This is a genomic window from Mycobacterium sp. 852002-51961_SCH5331710, from assembly GCF_001665535.1.
Lineage (GTDB): Bacteria > Actinomycetota > Actinomycetes > Mycobacteriales > Mycobacteriaceae > Mycobacterium.
Genome location: NZ_LZSQ01000010.1, coordinates 1 through 3,589, shown reverse-complemented (window position 1 = coordinate 3,589; position 3,589 = coordinate 1). Strand labels below are relative to the sequence as shown.

Here is a 3,589-nt window from a genome sequence, read left to right as displayed (position 1 = left end):
TTGCCAGACACACTATTGGGCTTTGAGACAACAAGCCCGTTTGTTCCCTGGCCACTGTGTGTGGTGGGAGGACGTGTTGTCGCCCTGCTTTGGTGGTGGGGTGTGGTGTTTGATTTGTGGATAGTGGTTGCGAGCATCTCGCGATGAATGGCTTGCTCACCTGTTGGGTGGGTGGGTGATTTGTTGCGGTGTTTAATGCAATATTCTTCCGAGAATTTTGATCTGTTTTGTGTGTAAGTGTTTAAGGGCGCATGGTGGATGCCTTGGCACTGAGAGCCGATGAAGGACGTGGGAGGCTGCGATATGCCTCGGGGAGTTGTCAACCGAGCGTGGATCCGAGGATGTCCGAATGGGGAAACCCGGCACGAGTGATGTCGTGTCACCAGGCGCTGAATATATAGGCGTCTGGGGGGAACGCGGGGAAGTGAAACATCTCAGTACCCGTAGGAAGAGAAAACAATTGTGATTCCGTGAGTAGTGGCGAGCGAAAGCGGAGGATGGCTAAACCGTGTGCATGTGATACCCGGCGGGGGTTGTGTGTGCGGTGTTGTGGGGCGTTCCTTCTCCTGACCGCCGTCAGGGGCAGAAGTGATAAACCGTTGGGTTAGGTGAAGTGGCCTGGGATGGTCTGCCGTAGAGGGTGAGAGTCCTGTAACCGAAAACTTGGCGGCTTCTGTGGAATGTTTTCCCCGAGTAGCAGCGGGCCCGTGGAATCTGCTGTGAATCTGCCGGGACCACCCGGTAAGCCTGAATACTTCTCAGTGACCGATAGCGGATCAGTACCGTGAGGGAATGGTGAAAAGTACCCCGGGAGGGGAGTGAAAGAGTACCTGAAACCGTGTGCCTACAATCCGTCAAAGCCCTCGATTTATCGTGGGGTGATGGCGTGCCTTTTGAAGAATGAGCCTGCGAGTCAGGGACATGTCGCGAGGTTAACCCGTGTGGGGTAGCCGCAGCGAAAGCGAGTCTGAATAGGGCGTATCCACACAAGAGTGTGTGGTGTAGTGGTGTGTTCTGGACCCGAAGCGGAGTGATCTACCCATGGCCAGGGTGAAGCGCGGGTAAGACCGCGTGGAGGCCCGAACCCACTTAGGTTGAAGACTGAGGGGATGAGCTGTGGGTAGGGGTGAAAGGCCAATCAAACTCCGTGATAGCTGGTTCTCCCCGAAATGCATTTAGGTGCAGCGTCGCATGGTTCTTGCTGGAGGTAGAGCTACTGGATGGCCGATGGGCCCTACTAGGTTACTGACGTCAGCCAAACTCCGAATGCCGGCAAGGTGTAGTGCGGCAGTGAGACGGCGGGGGATAAGCTCCGTGCGTCGAGAGGGAAACAGCCCAGATCGCCGGCTAAGGCCCCTAAGCGTGTGCTAAGTGGAAAAGGATGTGCAGTCGCGAAGACAACCAGGAGGTTGGCTTAGAAGCAGCCACCCTTGAAAGAGTGCGTAATAGCTCACTGGTCAAGTGATTGCGCGCCGATAATGTAGCGGGGCTCAAGCACACCGCCGAAGCCGCGGCAGCAACATCTTTTGGTGTTGTTGGGTAGGGGAGCGTCCTGCATCCGGTGAAGCCACGAAGTGATTCAGTGGTGGAGGGTGTGGGAGTGAGAATGCAGGCATGAGTAGCGATAAGGCAAGTGAGAACCTTGCCCGCCGGAAGACCAAGGGTTCCTGGGCCAGGCCAGTCCGCCCAGGGTGAGTCGGGACCTAAGGCGAGGCCGACAGGCGTAGTCGATGGACAACGGGTTGATATTCCCGTACCCGTGTATGAGCGTCCCTGACGAATCCATACTGCTAACCACCCAAAACCGCGCCGACCTGATCCTTCGGGTGATGGCGGTGTGGGGCTGCGTGGGACCCGTGTGGGTAGTAGTCAAGCGATGGGGTGACGCAGGAAGGTAGCCGTACCAGTCAGTGGTAATACTGGGGCAAACCTGTAGGGAGAGCGATAGGCAAATCCGTCGTTCATGTTCCTGAGAGGTGATGCATAGCCGAGTGAGGCGAATTCGGTGATCCTATGCTGTCGAGAAAAGCCTCTAGCGAGCGCATACACGGCCCGTACCCCAAACCAACACAGGTGGTCAGGTAGAGAATACCGAGGCGTACGAGTGAACTATGGTTAAGGAACTCGGCAAAATGCCCCCGTAACTTCGGGAGAAGGGGGACCCCCACACCGTCAAGGCCCTTGCGGCCGGCAGCGGGAGGGGGTGGCACAAACCAGTGAGAAGCGACTGTTTACTAAAAACACAGGTCCGTGCGAAGTCGCAAGACGATGTATACGGACTGACGCCTGCCCGGTGCTGGAAGGTTAAGAGGACCCGTTAACCCGCAAGGGTGAAGCGGAGAATTTAAGCCCCAGTAAACGGCGGTGGTAACTATAACCATCCTAAGGTAGCGAAATTCCTTGTCGGGTAAGTTCCGACCTGCACGAATGGCGTAACGACTTCTCAGCTGTCTCAACCATAGACTCGGCGAAATTGCATTACGAGTAAAGATGCTCGTTACGCGCGGCAGGACGAAAAGACCCCGGGACCTTCACTACAACTTGGTATTGGTGCTCGATACGGTTTGTGTAGGATAGGTGGGAGACTATGAAGCAGTCACGCCAGTGATTGTGGAGTCGTTGTTGAAATACCACTCTGATCGTATTGGGCCTCTAACCTCGAACCGTCTATCCGGTTCAGGGACAGTGCCTGGCGGGTAGTTTAACTGGGGCGGTTGCCTCCTAAAAAGTAACGGAGGCGCCCAAAGGTTCCCTCAACCTGGACGGCAATCAGGTGTTGAGTGTAAGTGCACAAGGGAGCTTGACTGCGAGACCTACACGTCAAGCAGGGACGAAAGTCGGGACTAGTGATCCGGCACCCCCGAGTGGAAGGGGTGTCGCTCAACGGATAAAAGGTACCCCGGGGATAACAGGCTGATCTTCCCCAAGAGTCCATATCGACGGGATGGTTTGGCACCTCGATGTCGGCTCGTCGCATCCTGGGGCTGGAGCAGGTCCCAAGGGTTGGGCTGTTCGCCCATTAAAGCGGCACGCGAGCTGGGTTTAGAACGTCGTGAGACAGTTCGGTCTCTATCCGCCGCGCGCGTCAGAAGCTTGAGGAAACCTGTCCCTAGTACGAGAGGACCGGGACGGACGAACCTCTGGTACACCAGTTGTCCCACCAGGGGCACCGCTGGATAGCCACGTTCGGACAGGATAACCGCTGAAAGCATCTAAGCGGGAAACCCCCTCCAAGACCAGGCTTCTCACCCATTTCAGTGGGATAAGGCCCCCCGCAGACCACGGGATCGATAGACCAGACCTACACGCCCAGCAATGGGTTCAGGGAACTGGCACTAACCGGCCGAAAACTTACACACACTCGCAACCACACCCATCCACGCGTATCAACCACACGCAACACACCCCACCACCAAAACACACCCACCCCCACACACCGGGGGACACTGTAAAAAGTGAATAGAGTTACGGCGGTCAATAGCGGCAGGGAAACGCCCGGACCCATCCCGAACCCGGAAGCTAAGCCTGCCAGCGCCAATGATACTGCCCCACACGGGCGGAAAAGTAGGACACCGCCGAACACAAATTA

Annotated in this window: 2 rRNA genes; both read left to right on the top strand. The window is 56.5% G+C overall.

Annotation, left to right across the window (positions count from 1 at the left end):
• Nucleotides 1-231: 231 nt before the first annotated feature.
• Nucleotides 232-3,359 (top strand): 23S ribosomal RNA (locus A5752_RS02130).
• Nucleotides 3,360-3,466: 107 nt separating this feature from the next.
• Nucleotides 3,467-3,581 (top strand): 5S ribosomal RNA (gene rrf, locus A5752_RS02125).
• Nucleotides 3,582-3,589 lie beyond the last annotated feature (8 nt).